At 34.0% G+C, this 19,197-nt stretch carries 15 protein-coding genes; 7 read left to right on the top strand and 8 right to left on the bottom strand.

Going from position 1 to position 19,197, the window contains the following annotated elements:
• Positions 1-21: 21 nt before the first annotated feature.
• The 5 genes from BMY96_RS02945 (at position 22) to BMY96_RS02965 (ending at position 2,880) form a co-directional block, all read left to right on the top strand.
• A complete protein-coding gene (locus BMY96_RS02945) occupies positions 22-435 on the top strand; it encodes an META domain-containing protein (RefSeq protein ID WP_092848894.1) in 414 nt (137 codons plus the stop codon).
• Positions 436-495: 60 nt separating this feature from the next.
• The gene (locus tag BMY96_RS02950) at positions 496-918 is read left to right on the top strand and encodes a SufE family protein (RefSeq protein ID WP_092848897.1); all 423 of its coding nucleotides are present in this window, start codon (positions 496-498) and stop codon (positions 916-918) included.
• 75 nt (positions 919-993) lie between these two features.
• Positions 994-1,317 (top strand): SUF system Fe-S cluster assembly protein, encoded by a 324-nt coding sequence (locus BMY96_RS02955; RefSeq protein WP_092848900.1) that lies wholly within the window; start codon positions 994-996, stop codon positions 1,315-1,317.
• A 52-nt stretch (positions 1,318-1,369) separates the two neighbouring features.
• Complete coding sequence (locus tag BMY96_RS02960; protein ID WP_092848902.1) at positions 1,370-1,876, top strand: DUF2480 family protein; 507 nt, start codon at positions 1,370-1,372, stop codon at positions 1,874-1,876.
• A 74-nt stretch (positions 1,877-1,950) separates the two neighbouring features.
• Positions 1,951-2,880 carry a DUF3078 domain-containing protein gene (locus tag BMY96_RS02965; protein WP_092848904.1) on the top strand — a complete coding sequence of 310 codons (930 nt, stop codon included), beginning with the start codon at positions 1,951-1,953 and terminating at the stop codon, positions 2,878-2,880.
• A gap of 68 nt (positions 2,881-2,948) precedes the next feature.
• On the opposite strand, the gene BMY96_RS02970 is transcribed toward BMY96_RS02965, so the two are convergent.
• Together BMY96_RS02970 and hflX are read right to left on the bottom strand one after the other, a co-directional pair.
• A complete protein-coding gene (locus tag BMY96_RS02970; protein WP_092848907.1) occupies positions 2,949-5,204 on the bottom strand; it encodes a penicillin-binding protein 1A in 2,256 nt (751 codons plus the stop codon).
• A 12-nt stretch (positions 5,205-5,216) separates the two neighbouring features.
• Positions 5,217-6,434 (bottom strand): GTPase HflX, encoded by a 1,218-nt coding sequence (hflX, locus tag BMY96_RS02975; protein WP_092848910.1) that lies wholly within the window; start codon positions 6,432-6,434, stop codon positions 5,217-5,219.
• A gap of 96 nt (positions 6,435-6,530) precedes the next feature.
• Here hflX and BMY96_RS02980 point away from each other — a divergent pair, with 96 nt between their 5' ends.
• Complete coding sequence (locus tag BMY96_RS02980) at positions 6,531-7,499, top strand: endonuclease/exonuclease/phosphatase family protein (protein WP_092848913.1); 969 nt, start codon at positions 6,531-6,533, stop codon at positions 7,497-7,499.
• On the opposite strand, the gene BMY96_RS02985 is transcribed toward BMY96_RS02980, so the two are convergent.
• The 3 genes from BMY96_RS02985 to BMY96_RS02995 all read right to left on the bottom strand — a co-directional run bounded on the left by BMY96_RS02985 (position 7,500) and on the right by BMY96_RS02995 (position 12,331).
• On the bottom strand, positions 7,500-7,877 hold the full coding sequence (locus BMY96_RS02985; protein WP_092848915.1) for a hypothetical protein: 378 nt from the start codon (positions 7,875-7,877) through the stop codon (positions 7,500-7,502). It lies immediately after the preceding gene.
• 39 nt (positions 7,878-7,916) lie between these two features.
• Positions 7,917-9,347 carry a DUF5689 domain-containing protein gene (locus tag BMY96_RS02990; protein WP_092848918.1) on the bottom strand — a complete coding sequence of 477 codons (1,431 nt, stop codon included), beginning with the start codon at positions 9,345-9,347 and terminating at the stop codon, positions 7,917-7,919.
• A gap of 182 nt (positions 9,348-9,529) precedes the next feature.
• A complete protein-coding gene (locus BMY96_RS02995) occupies positions 9,530-12,331 on the bottom strand; it encodes a TonB-dependent receptor (RefSeq protein WP_092848920.1) in 2,802 nt (933 codons plus the stop codon).
• A gap of 129 nt (positions 12,332-12,460) precedes the next feature.
• Here BMY96_RS02995 and BMY96_RS03000 point away from each other — a divergent pair, with 129 nt between their 5' ends.
• Positions 12,461-13,516: an endonuclease/exonuclease/phosphatase family protein gene (locus tag BMY96_RS03000; RefSeq protein ID WP_175473500.1), complete on the top strand. Its 1,056-nt coding sequence runs from the start codon at positions 12,461-12,463 to the stop codon at positions 13,514-13,516.
• Between the two features lie 68 nt (positions 13,517-13,584).
• Here the strand turns inward: BMY96_RS03000 and BMY96_RS03005 are convergent, their stop codons facing one another.
• The 3 genes from BMY96_RS03005 to pgi form a co-directional block, all read right to left on the bottom strand.
• Positions 13,585-14,025, bottom strand: coding sequence for a hypothetical protein (locus BMY96_RS03005; protein WP_092848922.1), 441 nt, complete (start codon positions 14,023-14,025; stop codon positions 13,585-13,587).
• Positions 14,026-14,179: 154 nt separating this feature from the next.
• Positions 14,180-17,401 carry a TonB-dependent receptor gene (locus BMY96_RS03010; RefSeq protein WP_092848925.1) on the bottom strand — a complete coding sequence of 1,074 codons (3,222 nt, stop codon included), beginning with the start codon at positions 17,399-17,401 and terminating at the stop codon, positions 14,180-14,182.
• A gap of 172 nt (positions 17,402-17,573) precedes the next feature.
• Positions 17,574-19,193, bottom strand: a complete 1,620-nt coding sequence (gene pgi / locus BMY96_RS03015; protein ID WP_092848930.1) for a glucose-6-phosphate isomerase — start codon at positions 19,191-19,193, stop codon at positions 17,574-17,576.
• Positions 19,194-19,197: the final 4 nt, after the last annotated feature.

Raw genomic sequence — 19,197 nt, forward strand, 5'->3', positions numbered from 1 at the left:
ACATTCAATTTATTATTCAACATGAAATATTTTACAATTTTACTAGTAAGCTTTTTAGCCCTAAACGCCTGTAAAAACAGCAATACTAATCCAGATTCCAGCAATGCCGAACCACCATCGGGCACCTACACTATTAACACACTTCCAGAGCATAATAACATATCACAAGAGTTAACAATAACTTTCGACGAGGCAACAAAAAAAGTATCAGGACATTCTGGCTGTAACCAATTTTTCGGCACCTATAACGTAAATGGAACTTCTTTAACGTTTAGCCAAATGGGGTCTACAAGAAAAATGTGCGATCCTAACGCAAATGCTTTAGAAACGGCTATGCTTCAATCGTTAAACCAAATTAACACCTATACTATAAAGGACAACGTATTACAATTAAAGGTAGATAATAAAACTTTTATTCAGGCCGTTAAAAATTAACATGCCTCTAACTATTGAATAGCAAATTTACTTATTGTATTTTTGTAGAAAAAGTAACCTATGAGTATTGAAGACATTCAAAACGAAATAATAGACGAATTCTCAATGTTTGAAGATTGGGAAGAGCGTTACCAATATATGATTGATTTAGGGAAAGATTTACCCTTAATTAACGACCAATATAAAACGGATAGCAACATCATAAAAGGCTGCCAAAGTAAAGTTTGGGTTCATGCCGAAATGAACGACGATAAAATAGAATTTACTGCCGATAGTGATGCTATTATTACAAAAGGTATAATAGCTATTTTAATACGGGCTTTTTCAAACCAACACCCACAAGACATTATAGATGCCAACACCGATTTTATTGATAAAATTGGATTAAAAGAACATTTATCGCCAACACGAGCTAACGGTTTAGTAAGTATGGTGAAACAACTTAAAATGTATGCCATAGCATACCAAACACAACTTAAATAGCCTGTGTTGTTAGTCCTGTAAAAACAGGAATATTAATACCATTTTCGCTTTCGCGGAAATAAAAAATTTAGAACCATGAGCGAAGCCATAGATACTGCCGAATTAGGCGAAAAAATAGTAAACGTTTTAAAAACGATTTACGATCCGGAAATCCCTGTTGATATTTACGAACTAGGATTAATTTACGATGTATTCGTAAACGAAGATTACGATGTTAAAATACTAATGACTTTAACAACACCTAACTGTCCTGTTGCTGAAACTTTGCCTTTAGAAGTTGAGGAAAAAGTAAAATCACTTAACCAGGTAAAAGATGCCGAGGTAGAAATTACTTTCGATCCGCCATGGACACAAGAACTAATGAGCGAAGAAGCAAAATTAGAGTTAGGTATGCTTTAATTTGGCCGAGAGCCTGCAACTAAACAAAAAAACACTTTAAAAAATCATATTTTTGGAAGACAAAATTATAAATCGCGTAGCGAATAGCAAACTAGTTACCCTAGACCTTGAGGATTTCTATCCTAAAGGCAACCGTGTATTGTTTGATATTAAAGATTGGCTATTTGAAGGATTTGTGCTTCGAGAAAAAGATTTTAGAGCACAGGTTAAAACCTTCGATTGGTCTCAATACCAAGATGCTTATGTGGCATTAACGTGTAGCTCAGATGCTATAATTCCGGGTTGGGCATATATGTTTTTAAGCATTCAGTTAGAGCCTTATGCAAAAAAAACAATAGTTGGAAATTTGGATAATTTAGAAACTTCTATTTACCAAGACATCATTAATTCTATGGATGTTTCCGGCTATAAAGACAAACCTATAATTATAAAAGGTTGTTCAAACAAACCTGTACCACAAAACGCTTACATCATGCTTTCCAATAAGTTACAAACGGTAGCAAAGTCTATCATGTATGGCGAAGCGTGTTCTTCTGTTCCGCTTTTTAAAAAACTGTAATTTTATTGTGACTAAAGTATTTTACTTGAGTCTAAAATGTATATTTGCAAAAATTTTCAACAAAAATTAAAATTATGAAAAAATTATTTTTCACTTTATTATTATCTGTTAGCGTAATATCAATAAACGCACAAACAAAAGAAGAGCTTCAAGCTCAGAAATCTGAAAAGCAAGCTATAGCAGATGCCGCACAAGCTGAGGCTAATGCTTTACAAGCTAAAATAGATGCCCTTCCAGGATGGAGAAAAGGAGCTTTTGGTACAATTGGAGGAAGTTTATCTAACTTTAACAACTGGTATTCTCAAGGTACTCCAAATAATGCTTCTGGTAACATTGGTTTTACAGTAAATGGTTTTGCTAACTTAATTGAAGACAAGTTTTTCTGGAGAAACAGTTTAACTACAAACTTGAATTGGGTAAAATTAGACAATAAAGACAACGGAACGGACGAAGACGATAGCTTTGAGCCTTCTACTGATGTTTTTAACATTTCTTCTTTATACGGTAGAAATATTACTAAAACATTAGCAATCTCTGGTTTAGCAGAATACAGAACTACTATTTTAGACAACTTTAATGACCCTGGTTATTTAGATGTTGGTGTTGGTGCTACTTGGACTCCAGTACAAAACTTAATAGTAGTTGTACACCCATTAAACTACAACTTTGTATTTGCTGATGGCGACTCTGTTTTCGAATCTTCTTTAGGTGCTAAAATTGTTGCTGATTATACAAGACAATTAGGAGCTATTAACTTTAAAACAAACTTATCTGCTTTCCAAAGCTATAAGTCTGGAGATTACTCAAACTGGACTTGGACTAACTCATTTAGCTATACTTTATGGAAAATGATTGGTGTTGGTTTTGATTTTGGATTAAGAAGCAACAAACAAGAAGCATTAAACTACTCTATTGAAACTCTTGGTAATACTGGTGAAACTTTTGATAGCGTTGATAACGACTTACAATCTTACTATACTTTTGGTTTAAGCTACAAGTTCTAAGAACTTCTCTTTTACACCAAAGAAACAAAAAACGCACATCTTAGGATGTGCGTTTTTTTTGTTTTAACTTATTTTTTATCGCCCTTAAACTTTCGTTTTTTCTTTTTACCACTAAAAATTCGCTTTAAAAACCCATCTCGTTTTTCTTCATTACAATCCAAATCTGAAGCGACTTGATCGCTAGGTCTTTCAAAACGACTTTTTGTAATGTCGTTATACTCGGAATCTTTATTTAGTTTAGAATAAAACTTTGCAAAAATTGGTAGGGCAGAATTTGCGCCCTGTCCCAATCCTGTTGTTCTAAAACCAATAGCTTGGTTATCGTTTCCAACCCAAGTTACAGTCACTAATTTTGGCGTAATACCAACAAACCAACCATCCTTATTATCTTGTGTGGTTCCTGTTTTACCGGCAATATCATTATTTAAACCATAGGTTGACCTTAATCTAGATGCCGTACCCTTATTAACAGTAGACTGCATGATTTCTAACATAACCTGACGCGTGTAGTCTTTAAAAGCAGGCTCTGATACTTCTGGTTTAAACGCTCCCAAAACCTTACCGTTTCTATCGGTAACTTTAGTAATGGCATAAGGCTTAACCGGTTTACTATCGTTTACATAACTAGCATAAGCACCTGTAAGTTCTTTTAAATTAATTTCTGCTACACCAAGCGCAATGGAAGGTAAACTAGGCAGCTCTTTATTAATACCAATACGTTTTGCTTGCTGTAATACTTTCGGGATTCCAACCTCATTTAAAACTTTAACAGCAATGGTATTAACCGAGTTACTCAAAGCCATTTCTAGATTGTAATTAAGGTGTGGATCTTCATTCTCACCACCCGAGTTTGATGGTGTCCAATTATTAAAATTACTATAAGTTACTTCAGCTAAAGAAAAATACGTGCATGGTTTCATGCCATTCTCAATAGCAGCAGTATAAACAAAAGGCTTAAATGTAGAACCTACTTGACGCTCACTTTGCGACACATGATCGTATTTAAAATAACGATAATCAATGCCTCCAATATAAGCCTTAATAGCTCCCGTTTTAGGTGCAATACTTAGTATACCAGTATTTAAAAACTTTAAATAATGTTGTAAGCTATCAATAACGCTTGCTTTTTTAATGGTATCGCCTTCCCATGCAAACCATTCGGTATCTCGTATAATGGATAATGAATCTTTAATTTGAGCCTCTGTTAATCCTGCTTCCTTATATAATTTATATTGTGGTAGTTTTTTTAAAGTAGCTTCAATTAATTTCTTATTCTTCTGCCAAGGCGCAGCGCTACCATAAGAATGTTCAAAACTTTTTTGCAACGTTGTAAGATGCTCTTTCATGGCTTCCTCGGCCATTTTTTGCATACCAATATCCAAGGTGGTGTGCACTATAAGTCCGTCGCGATACAAATCGTAAGCTTCGCCATTCGGCTTTTTAATACTATCTAAAATTACAGCCAATTCCTTTTTAACCTGAGCTCTAAAATAAGGTGCTATACCCACATCGTGATTAAACGATTTATAATCTAATCCCAATGGTTTATCGGCGTAAACCTTAGCCGAATCTTGAGGCATATTGCCATATTTTACCATTTGGTTTAGCACTACATTACGCCTATTTAAGCTTCGCTCGGGATGTAATCGTGGGTTATAATAATTATTAGCTTTTAACGAACCAACCAAAGTAGCAGCTTCGTCTATAGAAAGCTCGATTGCTGGTTTATTAAAAAATTTACGAGCGGCACTTTCAATACCATACGTATTATCCGAGAAAGGCACCGTATTAAAATACATGGTAAGAATCTCATGTTTGGAGTATATGGTTTCAATACGTTTAGCAATAATAGACTCGCGAAACTTATTAATTACCATACTAAAAAACCTATAATTATTTCTTCCGTATAGGTTCTTAGCTAACTGCAAAGTTACGGTGCTTCCACCTCCTGCAGATTTATCTTGAAGTAAAATACTTTTTACAAAAACTCGCATTAAACTTACATTATCAATACCATCATGCTCAAAAAACCGAACATCTTCCGTAGCAACTAAGGCATCAATAAGGTGTTTTGGTAAATCTTCAAATTGTAAAGGTTGCCTATCATAAACATAATATTTACCAATAAGTTTCCCTTCTTGATCTAAAACTTGCGTAGCTTCTTCTTGCTTAATAAAACTTAATTCAGCCGATGTTGGCACTTTACCAAAAGCGCCTAGATAAATACTAATATAGAGTCCTACAAAAAATAATAAAACAGACGTAAAACCAATAAAGGCCCATTTTACCCATTTATTTCTAAATAACTTTTTAAGTAATGCCATATATAGTTTTATCTATTCCATGTCTTCGTAATTGTAATCTGGGTATAAAAACTCGTTATATGGAAAACGGGTAACATGAATATCGCGAACCTCGTCGTAAACACGTTTTTTAAAGTCTTCTAAATTCTTTTTATTTAAGGCCGAAATAAATAAAGCGTTATTACCTACTTTGCTCATCCATGTGCTTTTCCATTCCTCTAAAGTATAGTGTTTTTCGGTACGTTCGGTTTCTAGATCGTCTTCCTCTAAAGGCTCTGCAGTATAAGCATCTATTTTATTAAATACCATAATGGTTGGCTTATCACCACTTTTAATTTCGCCTAGAATTTTCTCTACAGAGGCAATATGCTCTTCAAAATTAGGATGCGAAATATCCACTACGTGCAATAACAAGTCGGCTTCACGAACTTCATCTAGTGTACTTTTAAAACTATCTACCAATTGCGTTGGAAGCTTTCTAATAAACCCTACCGTATCACTTAATAAAAATGGTAGATTTTGAATAACAACTTTACGCACGGTGGTATCTAAGGTTGCAAATAACTTATTTTCGGCAAAAACCTCACTTTTACTAATAACATTCATGAGTGTAGATTTGCCAACATTGGTATACCCCACAAGTGCTACACGCACCATTTTACCACGATTACCACGTTGCACCGCCATTTGCTTATCGATTGTTTTTATACGAGCTTTAAGTAATGCTATTTTATCACGTACAATACGTCTATCTGTTTCAATTTCGGTTTCACCAGGACCACGCATTCCAATACCACCTTTTTGGCGTTCAAGGTGTGTCCACATTCCTCTTAATCGAGGTAGTAAATATTCGCATTGTGCTAATTCTACTTGGGTACGCGCATAACTTGTTTGTGCGCGTTGTGCAAAAATATCGAGTATTAAATTGGTTCTATCTAAAACTTTTACGTTTAATATTTTACTAATATTTCGTTCTTGTGCCGACGATAACTCATCATCAAAAATAGCGGTAGTTATATCGTTATCCTCAATAAATTGACGTACCTCTTCCATCTTACCTGTACCAATAAAAGTTTTTGGATTAGGCATATCCATTTTTTGCGTAAAACGCTTTATGGCATAACCACCTGCGGTATACGTTAAAAACTCTAATTCATCTAAATACTCTTTAGACTTTTCTTCATTTTGGTCTTTAGTAATAACGCCAATTAACACGGCGCGTTCTAAAGAAATATCTTTCTCTTCTATCATATTACAAAGTTAAACAATTGCCATGATTTTATATTTAATATTTTAATCTTAAAAATGATTAAAAAAGGTTTAATTATTTTAGCATATTTTTGAATTATGATAGCACCTTTTGAAGATATACCTGTACGCCAAGATATGCAAGCTGTGGCGTTTTATAATGTAGAAAACTTATTCGATTTAAAAAACAATAAACATAAACATGATAATGATTTTTTACCGGGATCTATTAAAAAATGGACCCATAAACGTTACCAAAATAAACTACGAAAAATAGGTTATGCCATTTCTAATATTGGAAGACGAGAAACCGGAAAACATCCATCTTTAGTAGGTTTAGCCGAGATAGAAAACGCTAGAGTACTTAAAGATTTAGTAACATCCAAACATTTAAAAGACTACAATTACAACTACATTCATTTTGAATCGAAGGACGAACGTGGTATTGATGTAGCCTTGTTATACGATACTAAAACATTTAAGGTAACACATTCTAAGGCCTTTGCTGTAGTTTTAACAGAATTAGATGGCTCTATTGATTACACACGCGATATTTTACTAGTTTCTGGGGTTCTAGACAACGAAAACGTACATGTAATTATAAACCATTGGTCGTCTAGAAGAGAAGGCGAAAAAGAAACAGAATTTAAACGTTTAGCGTCATCGAAAAAAGTAAGCGATATTATTGAAACGCTAAAAAGTAAAAATGATGATGCCAAAATTTTGGTGTTAGGCGATTTTAACGACACACCGCAAAATGATAGTATTAAACGATTGGTAGACGATTACGGTATGTATAACCCCATGGAAACCCTGCGTTCTTTTACTCGTGGCACGGTAAAGCACAGAAGACAGTGGTTTGTTTTCGACCAAATATTAGTATCCATTAATTTTTTTAGAAGTTCTAAAAACGAGTTCGAATTTTTTAAAGCCAATATTTTTGATGAACCCTTCTTAAAACTTTTTAAAGGCCCTTATAAAGGTTCCCCATACCGAACGTATGCTGGTCCTAAATACCAAGGTGGTTACAGCGACCACTTTCCGGTATATGTTATTTTAAAGAAGTAATTATATAACCTGAAACAACACAAAAGCTAAACCTAATATGGCGATAGGTAAGAACCAAAGCATCCAAATATTATAAGACAACTTTTTCTTTTTTAGCATTTTGGCATTTAAAACTTTTCGTTTTCTTCCGCCATATTGCATCCAATTTTTAAAATAAAGAAAAACAGAAACCAAAACAAACAAAGTCCATGCCTTAGGTGCCGACATAGTATTAACATGCATTTGACTAAAAAAACCAGCAAAGAACACGCCTAAAAGCAGTAGCAAACTGCATTGTAAAATCGTTACGAAAAACGTAGCAATACTATTAGCTTTATTATTTTTTTTAGTTTTATAATGCTGAAAGAAATGAAAAAATAGGGCGTCGAATGTGGTCATGAAATTATTTATTGCGCCAAAGGTAAAACTTATGTTTCACTATTCAACATAATCTACACTAATCTCATCCAATTCGTAAATACCATCAAAAGTAGCTTGTCCGCTTCCTGTGTATTTAAAGGCTATATGAATGGTTCCTGTAATACAAGATAAATCCACATGACCAGAATTAAACCACTCGGCAAAAGAATCGGAATCTTTAACAACATAAGCAGCAGATAAAACACCCCAATTAGCACTAGTTATATTGGCCTCAACCCCATCCCAATCTAAGGAATACAATACTTCCATATAACTACTATCGGACAAACTATTAGAGGTTTTAAAACGCAAGGTTTCACCATCTTGGGCATCTAAATTTATAGCAGGCGTTATTAACCAACCTATATTGCTAACATCGCCAGAACTACTAGATTGAAACCGAGCAGATCTTCCCAAAGATGCATTAGATGATGTAGACGAATAACCCTCCCAAGCCTCCGTTCCGGTTTCCATAAAATTAGTCCAACCCTCAATTTCAATAGGTCTATTATTCCTTTGGTTTTCAAAATCTTCATATAACAAATTACCTGTGCCAAATGTTTCAGCTAAACCACATGTTAACTCCATGGGATCGCAGCGCTCATTACTTTCAAAAGTAACATCGGCCGACGTATTAATAACCAACACATTAAAATTGTCTCTAAAATCGCGACTAAAAACACCTGTTACACTGCCCTTTCCTTGTGGCACAATTAAGCTTTTAAAGTCTGAAAATGTGCTGGTTTGCATAATCATTTGAATTCCAGAATCGCAACTTTCTAATAAGCGTAAACCATCAAACTCATCGAACGATTCACTGGCAAACGTAGCGCCTATTTCGAATCTATTTAGCTGCATATTTTCCAATTGTATTAATGTATTTTCATCGGCTTCAGTTAAATTTGCCAACCCAGAAATTTTAGGTTCTATGTCTGCAATTTCATTACTTCTAATTACAATATCTTTATATTCCGCAGCTTGAATTTGCTCCACTTGCACCGCATTTCCTTTACCAATAGTAATAACACCGCTAGTTTCACCAACGGTTAGTCCAGTCATTTTCACGTATACTTTTTGTCCAAATTGATAGGTGTCCGATAGACTACTCACATTAATATCGACCTTAAAACCAAGCCTAGGATCTGCGTCGCTAGTACTTCCATCGGTTTTATTTTGTATAATCAATTCCTCAAAAAAATTCCCAGATTTATCAGACGATACCACATAACCTTCAATATACAATTCGTTATCATTGTCAATAACCACTGTTGTATTTCCTTTATTTACAGCCTGTTCATAAAGCGATTTTATAGCCTTAAAAGTGGTAATTTGCTCCCGGGGAATATCAGGCTCTGTAACCGAAATATCGGGTACACTATAATCTTCATCCTTAACGCACGACCATAAAAGCAACACTAAAACGCTAATACCTATTAAAATTTTATTCATAACTCTTAATTTTATTTGGGCGTTACTTTTTACTCATACCTACAAGGTTTTCAAAACCTTGCAGTATGGCAAAAAGTCGGGCTTTCACTACTCAATCTTTTTGCGAAAAAACAAAAAGGATTTCAAACAAACCGTTCAATCCCTAACGCGCAGCACAACTAATATCAACATTACAACACAAATTAAAACCTAACATTTAAATTCAAAAAATAGGTTACACCTCTGCCATACCAATATTTTGCACCAAAAACAGGAGTATCTAAAGCAACATCATCCCTCAGTTCCCTATAATTAGCATTTCGGCCTTGTTCGAAACCTCCAGTTTTATAAACTTTATCTAGTAAATTATTAATACTTGCAAAAAACCCAATGTAATACCTCCCTATTTTCCACGATTTTCCGCCTACCAAATTCACCGACATATAATCATCAAAACGTTCTTGCTTTAAAAGTACTCGCGCTAAATCTTCATCATAATCATTAAACACATTACCATCAAAATCTGTATTAAAATTTATCGATCTGGTTAATGGACTTACATCTATATAAGTATCTTTAAAAAAATTGGTAGTTGCTCCAAACCACCAATATTCCGGATCTCGATACTCAAAACCTACCGAAATTGCGGTTTGCGGCCCCGAAGCCAATCTGTAGTTTTTTAAGTTAGATGTACCAAAATCTTTAAATCCGTTTATAAACCCAGCGGCTTCCGCCTCGGCATCCGGTTCTGTAGATAAATATAAATTAGGGTTGTTAGCATAAGTAAATTGCCCTACGGCCGCCGCGCCTTTTAGTTTAATAGTTGGTGTTACTTGAGCTTCTACCCCCAGTTCTCCACCTAAATGCATCTTATCAATACCTTGTAAAATCTCTTGAACAAAAGCTGTATTATCGCCGCCAATGCCATCGGCAAAAAAGAACGAAATCTCGCTTGCATCAGCTATTTTAGTGTAATACCCCGTTAATTTTACTTTTACAATTGGCGATCTAAATATATAACTAGCATCCATAGAGACCACGGTTTCATTGCTAATATTAGGCACCGTATTATGATTTTCTCTAGAGTTTGAATAGGTGTTTTGAACGGTTGGCGCTCTTGAAATATAACCCGTATTAAAATCGAACACATGTTTCCCGCTTAACTTATAAGTGACACCACCTTTTAACCCAAAACCTGTAAAACTAAGGGACTTGGCTTTACCCAAACTAGTATCTGGAAATCCTCCATTTTGATATATTCCTTCTCTTTGGTATTGGGTGTTTTTTACACTACCCGAAACATAAAAATCTAATTTATTATAGCTAAATTGAGATTGTGCGTAACCATCAAATTCATTTACAAAAAGGTTATAATTGTATTTAAATTTATCGCCTTCGCCAACAATTCTGTTTGGGTTTAATACATCGTTTTGTGCCTCATCAATTTGAGTTGCAAAAGCATCAACATCCAAATAGGTTGAAGCACCTAGCAAATCTATTACCTGAGCAAAATTTTCAGATTTTAAAGCCTTATAATGTATTCCGGCATTAAGTATAACATTATCGTTTATTTGTTTAGTTAGAATGCTATTTGCGCTTATCTGCCTATCGTCTACCCGGTCTTCATACAAGGCATAAATAGCGTTGCCGCCGTTTTGAGAATTCTCAATATTTGCACGATACATGGTATTCCAATCTATTTGACCATCATCTTGAAACGCTTTTAAAGCACCATAAGCAATACCTAAATTATCAGGAAAATTACGTTCGGCATAACTAGGTAACTTTTGGTAATACGTTGGGCTTGGGTTTGCACCACCACCTTGAGGAAAACCATCAATTAAATCGGTTCCGTTATAATCAATTCGGCTATTCCCAATTTTACCAAATTGGTAAGACACATTAGTATTTAAAGTTGTTTTATTATTTAAATCCCAATAATGATTCAACATAATAACGGGTTCATTAACTTCCTTAATTCTAGAATTTCGTTTTTCACCATTTTGCCAGCCCCAATACTCGTTGTATTTAATATCTTTTAAATCGAAAACTTCCTGCGTATTTGGCGACGACTTGCCTCGGCGGTTAGGCGTATAAATAGCGGCTAAATTAAGACTATGGTTATCGTCAAGTTTCTTTTCTACGGAAGTGAAAAAAGAATTTGAACTATAGCTAGTTGCATCTTGATAAGCTTCATTGCCCCATCGTCTGCCAATAGAAACGGTATAGGCCCAGTTATTTTTTAATAATCCCGAAGCATGAGTTGCCATTAATCGATTTGTATAACTTCTGTTTGATGACGAATAGGTTAACCGACTTCCTGCTCTAGCTTTTGAAGCTCTTACATTTATATTAGTAGTACCTAAAACACCACCAAAATTATAGTTTGATGGTATTAAACCCCAAGTTAACTCTTGGTTGCGTAACACATCGTTTAAACCACCCCAATTACTCCATTGTGGTCTGCCATTATAGATTTTGTTCATTTCGATACCGTTTATTAGAATGGAACCATTTTTAGAATCTAATCCACGAACACGAAAAAAAGACGAACTAAACTCGAAAGCTGCGGTTCTTTGAAAAATATCTAGCGAAGATGCTAATAGCCCTGAAATGTTATCGGCACCACTAACATCGTCATTCAACTCATCGTCCGATAAGGTAATGGTAAACAAATCTGCCGTTTGCGATGCAGCACGTTCTAAAACCATATCGGTAATGTTAACCGTTTGGCCTTCGTTTACTATTATAGGATAACGTTTTGTAATATATCCGGTTTTTGAGATTCTAAGAATTTGTTCTCCTAACGGTACGTTTTGTTCAAACTCGAACACACCTAATGCATTAGTTAAAAGAAACAAGCTTGAATTTTCTATGGCAACGGTTACACCTTCAATAGGATGATAGGATAAAGCATCCAATACACTTCCCTTAACTATAGTGTTTTGAGCTTGAAAAGTATGGCTAATAAATCCGAACAAAAAAATGAGGGAGATTTTATTCATAAATAATTGTACTACACCATAGCCTAACAGCGTAATTTTTCAAACCTAAAATTTACGATATTTATTACAAATATCAAAAACTGACATAATTTTTGTAAATTATTTGCCGAATAAAGCACAAATTACGTAATGAAATTCTTAAAATATTACATTTTTATAATAGCCTTAAGCACCACTTTTAATCATTTTGGTCAAGACAAAACATTTAAAATACATACGGTTGCCTTCTATAACCTTGAGAATTTATTCGACACTATAAACGACCCGAATAAATTTGATGAGTATAGCCCTATTATGGAATTGAAAACAAATCGTGAAGATGCCTATTTAAAAAAGATAAAAAATATGTCGCGAGTAATTTCCAAAATCGGTCAAGACATTACTCAAAATACACCAGCTATTTTAGGTGTTTGCGAGGTAGAAAACAAAACGGTTTTGGAAGATTTAATTAACGACGCTCTGTTACTCAAAAAAAATTACGGTATTGTACATTATGATTCACCAGATGTAAGAGGAATAGACGTAGCACTGCTCTACCAAAAAGCAATATTTACACCAACGCATACAAGTTCGCATACTTTGAAGCTTTATGATGAGCAAGACCAAAAGAGGATTTACACAAGAAATCAATTATTAGTAAGTGGTAAACTAGAAGGGGAACTCATTCATATTATCGTAAACCATTGGCCTTCTAGACGTGGTGGCGAAGCCAAAAGTAGACCTAAGCGGGTTGCTGCGGCTAAATTAAATAAACGTATTATAGATTCACTTCAAGTTATTAATCCATATGCTAAAGTGATTATTATGGGCGATTTAAACGACAACCCCAATAACGCGAGTGTAAAGTCTATTTTAAAGGCTAAAAACAAGAAGAGCAAAGTAGGTTTAAAAGGGATTTATAACCCATATATAAACTTCTTTAAAAATGGTTTAGGCACTACAGCATATCGAGATTCTTGGAGCTTATTTGACCAAATTATGATTACAAAACCATTTACCAAGAAAGACTATAGTTCTTTCAGGTTTTATAAAGCTGGAATCTTTAATAAACGCTTTCTTATACATAAAACAGGAACGTATAAAGGCTACCCTTTTAGAAGTTGGGCTGATGGTGGTTTTAGCAATGGTTTTAGCGACCATTTCCCTGTTTATATCTACTTGATTAAGGAAGTCTCAGCAAAATAAAATAAATAAAAAAGACCTGCCAAGGTTTTAAACTGGACAGGTCTAGAATTATAAATTATTTTTAGGTTTTAGCCAATCCAGGCACTCCAAGGAATTCTTGATAAAAACAATAGCAATGCAATGGTATAGAAAATAGCTATCATTTTTGATTTAGCCTTAGAGGTTAGTTTCTTTTTATGTTTTGAATATCCTATAGTAATTAATGCAACCGCAATAATATTTATTAAAGGGTGCTCTACTAAATACAATCTGTTTACAGAATCTTTCATGATTGCTCCCATACCAGATTCGCTAAATAACTGCAGTCTTGGAGACACGAAATACAGCACCAAACCTATTAATAATTGAATATGAGACACTATTAAAGTAAATAATGATTTTCTAAAATCGTTTGCTTCATATTCCTTATCGCCAAAAAATTTGATAATTGCGTTAACCGCAGCTATAGTTAATATAATAAGTACTAAATAAGCCCAATAGGAATGCAGTGATAATACTGTATTGTACATGTATATTTGTTTTTAATGATTCTTACAAAAATAGTAATTTAATCTAATTTAAGCATTTTTAAATTACTGAGATACCTAGAGAAATTTAGAACACAAAAAAAACCGCCTAGAATAAGGCGGTTTTTAATATTATTTGCAAAATTAAATTTTAGTATTAAAAGCTATATCTTAAACCAACTTGCATTTGCCATCTTGATGACTGAAAACCTGAGTTATCAATAAGATTTTTAGTATCCACAGACTCTGGGTCAAAAGAGAACTGAGGTGTTGTATTATCCGCAGCAAATCCTTCAAAATCCAATAAAGTAACTTGGTTAAAGCTGGTAAATGTTCTAACACCCCAATCTTTATTTAATAAATTTGTGAAGTTAAAAATGTCGCAGGTTACTTCAAACTTATGCACCTTATCTCCAAAGTTAATTCCAAATTCTTGCGCTAATTTTAAATCAATAATATGAGTCCAATCAGAACGGTCTGCATTTCTTTCTGCAAATCTACCTTTTCTACTTCTTAAGTAATCATCTCCATCAATATAAGCACTTAATAAAGCATATTGCTCCGATGCTGTTAAATCTCCAGAATCAACAAGATTTGCTTCGGCTTCATTACTTGGTACATATATTAAAGACGATGCAAAAGCACCTGTATCTCCTAGTAAAGCGCTACTGTTTGCATATACATAACTAAAAGGTTGTCCGTTTGCACCTTCGTAAAACAGTCCAATTCTTGTTTTAATTTTATCCGTCCATTTATATTCAAATGTAGAGTTAGCAATAACTCGGTGTCCTGCTGAGAAATCTGACGTTGAAACAACAGGTCTGTTAGACCCATTAACTGTTTCTAAATTTTCCCATTGAGAACTGTTTTGAGAACTTGTTCCATCAAGCAATACATCTGAATCACCATAAGAATATGACACTTGGTTTCTTACTTGTAATCTATCACTAATAAAGTTTTTAGATAATGTACCACTAACGTTATAAGAGCTACCTTCACCTGTATTATATCCTAAAAAGATATCACTGTAAACATTATCTATAGACTGAAATCTATACATAGGTCTAGAACCTGCACCAGTAGTAAACGATTGCGGTTCTGCTACGTTTAAGTTTTCGTAAGCTACAGCAGAAATGTTGTCATTCCAAACTAAATCAGCAGAGAATACGAATCCATAAGGTAATTTTTGGTCTATAGCTATATTTGTTTTAAATACTTGAGGAAGCTTAAAGTTTTTAGCAAACAAGTCTACTTTACCACCTAAAATACCTGAACCAGGGGCTGGGTCTTTAAATTGCGTATTTACATCTGGGTTGAACAGTTCTGGTGTTTCACCTCTAAAAGAACGTTGTCTTGTTTCTCCGGCAGTTAATCCATTGTTATTATATGTTCCACCAGGCCATACTAGAGGTACACGAGATGTAAAGATACCTAAACCACCACGAATTTGAGTAGATTTGTCGCCATTAACATCCCAGTTAAACCCAATTCTTGGCGATACGTGTACTGTAGAAGCAATTCCTTGACCAACACGAGCTCCTCTTAAATCTTTACCTGCAGCTTCTAATAAACCTACTGCACGCGTATTAAAATCGGTATTTTCTAAACCATCACTCCAATAAGGTATATCAAAACGTAAACCCGCGGTAAGTTTAAAGTTTTCAGTTACATCCACTTCGTCTTGTACATAAAAACCTAATTGAGAATAATCAAACTCGGCAGCACCTAAAGAGGCATCTCCAGTACCTCCTAATAAAGAGTATCCAATTCTATATTCAATAGGTCGGTTGTTGTTTAAAAAATCTGTTAAATTATCAAAGTTATAAAAACCAAAGTTTCTTCCAAAGAATACATTTAATGCTGATGTAAACTCACCATTAACACCCAAAGTTACAGTATGTGCTCCAGTATAAATTTCAAAGTTATCAGTTACAGTTAATACTCTTTGCTCTAATAAATTTGCTGTAGAGAATGGTTCAGATCCAAAACTAATACGTCCAGAACCATCGTTAATAGTAACCGACGGAAATGCTCCACCATTTGGATCTCTATTATCATTAACGGATGTATATCCAACAACTAAATTATTTGAAAACTTCTCACCAAACTTAGAGTTTAATTCTAATGCCGTTGAATTAGTAATAGATTCAAAGTTAACCGCTCCACTCAAGAAATTAATTCTTCTTGCATTAGAGCCAGAAGCATTTACTTGCGTTGCTTTTACATAACTGTGTTTTAAAGATAATTTATGGTTATCGTTTATATTCCAGTCAATCTTAGCAATTAGTTTATCACTATTTAAAGAAGATGTATTATTGGTATAACCACCCGCGTCGTAATTGTAATTAGACACTAAAAAATCAGAAAGTCCTTGAATATCTGAAACTGAAGAATCTCCAATATAATTTTCTCCGTCAAATGGTTGAGGTGTTTCTCTCTTTTCGTTCTCGTAATTCAAGAAAAAGAATAATTTATCCTTAACTATAGCACCGCCTAGTCTAGCTCCATAGATATTAGAAGAGAAATCGTCTAATTTTTCTCTTTCATCATCAGAACTAACTAATCCAACAGGTGTTTTACCTGCAAGATTTTCGTTTCTTGTAAATGTATAAGCAGACCCCTCAAAGGTATTTGTTCCCGATTTAGTTATCGCGTTAATGCTACCACCTGCAAAACCAGATTGTCTTACATCAAAAGGAGCTACATTTATTTGGAAAGCCTCTATGGCATCTAAAGATATTGGACTTACTCCTGTTTGTCCTCCATTAGTTCCGCTTGATGATAAACCAAAAACGTCATTATTAACCGCACCATCAATATATATAGCATTATATCTATTATTTTGTCCTGCAATTGAAATATTATCATCTCCAGAAATACGTGCTTGAGGAGTTAAACGAGCAAAATCTGCAATATTTCTAGAGATAGATGGTAAACTTGTAACTTGTGTATTCGAAACTCTATTTCCTGCTCCATTTTTACCTGAATCAAAAATACCATTTCTCTCTGCCGAGATTACAACCTCTTGTAATTCGTTAGAACCCTCAGATAACACTACACTTATTTTTTGAGAATCACCTAATTGTAGATAAACGTTTTCGTCTACATAACTACTATAACCAACAAACGAGATTGATATCTTATATGGCCCACCGGTTCTCATATTAGAAATTCTGTAAAACCCATCAAAGTTTGTAGCCGCTCCATACTTTGTACCAGATGGTGTATGAATAGCTAAAATATTAGCTCCTGGTAATGGCTGCCCATTGGCATCGGATATCTGCCCATTTATAGCAGAAGTTGTTACCCCTTGCCCAAACGAACACATTGAAACAACAAACAATATTGCAATCAATAAATTTTGTGTAATTTTTTTCATAATTTTAATTATGTATTAATTTTTTGAAATTAGTCGCTGCAAAAATAAGGATTATTAACCGACTAATATTAACTAATTATTAACAAATTGATTGTTTTATTAAAAGTAAAAAGACAATAACACTTAAGATATTATCGCCTTTTAATGGTTTTATTAAGAATAATATTCGATTTTAAGACATTTGATTATAATAATTTAATAAATTTAGAGTAGAAGAATCATGTTGATTATTGGTAGTATTGTTAAATTCTTGTAAAATTTTACTAGCTAATTGCTTTCCTAATTCCACTCCAAATTGGTCGTAACTAAAAATGTTCCAAATTATACCTTGCACGAAAATTTTATGTTCGTACATAGCAATTAATTTACCTAAGCTTTCTGGTGATAACTTATTAATGTAAATGGTGTTTGTTGGTTTGTTTCCTTCAAATATTTTAAAAGGAATAATAGACTCACTAGTACCTTCTGTAACAACTTCTTCGCGTGTTTTACCATTTAAAAGCGCTTCGGTTTGTGCTAAAAAGTTAGACGTTAACTTATCTTGATGATCTTGATTACCGTGCAGGGATTTAACAAACCCAATAAAATCGGCAGGTATTAACTTTGTACCTTGATGTATTAATTGAAAAAATGCATGTTGCGAATTCGTTCCTGGCTCTCCCCAAATTATAGTACCTGTTTGGTAATCTATTGGGTTTCCATTTCTGTCTATACTTTTACCATTACTCTCCATAATACCTTGTTGTAAATACGTTGCAAACTGGTTTAAGTATTGAGAATACGGAATAATTGCTTCGCTTTCGGCGCCAAAAAAGTTATTGTACCATACACTTAGTAATGCTAAAACTACGGGTATATTTTTATCGAAATCTTCATTTTTAAAATGCTCGTCCATTTTGTTAGCCCCTTTTAAAAGGCTATCAAAATTATTATAACCCACGGCTAAACTAATAGTTAAACCTACCGCACTCCATAACGAAAAACGACCACCAACCCAATCCCACATTGGGAAAATATTGTTTTCGTCAATACCAAAAGCTTTTACATTTTTAATATTTGTAGACACAGCTACAAAATGTTTAGCAATTGCCTCTTCTGAAGCCGATTCTAAAAACCATGCTTTTAATGTATTGGCGTTAGACAAGGTTTCTTGTGTTGTAAAGGTTTTTGAAACTATTACAAATAGCGTTGTTTCTGGGTCTAGCTTTTTAATAACTTCATTAACATGATCGCCATCTACATTACTAACAAAGTGTGTAGTTAAGTGGTTTTTGTAATACTGTAACGTATCAACCACCATAGCTGGACCAAGATCGGAACCTCCAATACCAATATTAACGACATCGGTAAATGCTTTTCCTGTGTATCCCTTTCTATCACCATTAACAACTTCGTTTGTAAAACCCTCAATTTTTTGTTTTACTTGATATATTTCTGGCATTACATTAACACCATCTACCTTAAAATCTGCATCTTTTGGCGCTCTTAATGCCGTATGTAATACTGCCCTTCCTTCTGTTTCATTGATAATTTCGCCCGAAAACTGACTTTTTATAGCCGCTTTCAACTTAACATCATCTGCTAATTCTAACAGATATTTAAAAGTTTCTTCTGTGATTCTATTTTTAGAAAAATCTACATAAAAATCTTCCCATTTAATGGTAAATTTATTTGCACGTTGACTATCCTTAGCAAACAAATCCTTCATTTTTACATCTTTAATATCCTCAAAGTGCGCTTTTAATGCATTCCATGATTTGGTTGTTGTTGGGTTAATGCTTGGTAGTGCCATATTC

It is taken from the genome of Algibacter pectinivorans (assembly GCF_900112595.1).
Lineage (GTDB): Bacteria > Bacteroidota > Bacteroidia > Flavobacteriales > Flavobacteriaceae > Algibacter_B > Algibacter_B pectinivorans.